Genomic DNA, 356 nt, shown 5'->3' with positions numbered 1-356 from the left:
AATGGTGGAGGATGATGGATTCGAACCACCGAACTCTGAGAGAGCAGATTTACAGTCTGCCGTGTTTAGCCACTTCACTAATCCTCCATGATGGTGCCGGCGATAGGAGTCGAACCCACGACCTACTGATTACAAGTCAGTTGCTCTACCAACTGAGCTACACCGGCATATTTAATTCTTAAATGGTGGCTCGGGACGGAATCGAACCGCCGACACGAGGATTTTCAGTCCTCTGCTCTACCGACTGAGCTACCGAGCCGAACTTTGATTAAATGGCGGAGCCGACGGGATTCGAACCCGCGGTCTCCTGCGTGACAGGCAGGCATGTTGGGCCACTACACCACGGCTCCGCGTTA

Annotated in this window: 4 tRNA genes; all 4 read right to left on the bottom strand. The window is 53.4% G+C overall.

What is annotated here, in order from left to right:
- Positions 1-2: 2 nt before the first annotated feature.
- Positions 3-87 (bottom strand) — tRNA-Tyr (locus AC0LWF_RS27890).
- 4 nt (positions 88-91) lie between these two features.
- A tRNA-Thr gene (locus AC0LWF_RS27885) sits at positions 92-167 on the bottom strand.
- A gap of 16 nt (positions 168-183) precedes the next feature.
- Positions 184-259, bottom strand: a tRNA-Phe gene (locus AC0LWF_RS27880).
- A 14-nt stretch (positions 260-273) separates the two neighbouring features.
- Positions 274-350: transfer RNA gene (locus AC0LWF_RS27875), tRNA-Asp, on the bottom strand.
- Between the last annotated feature and the right edge of the window lie 6 nt (positions 351-356).

This window comes from Paenibacillus sp. sgz302114 (assembly GCF_056120345.1).
The sequence above is the reverse complement of the archived record's forward strand: the minus strand, read 5'-3'. Positions and strand labels throughout refer to the sequence as shown.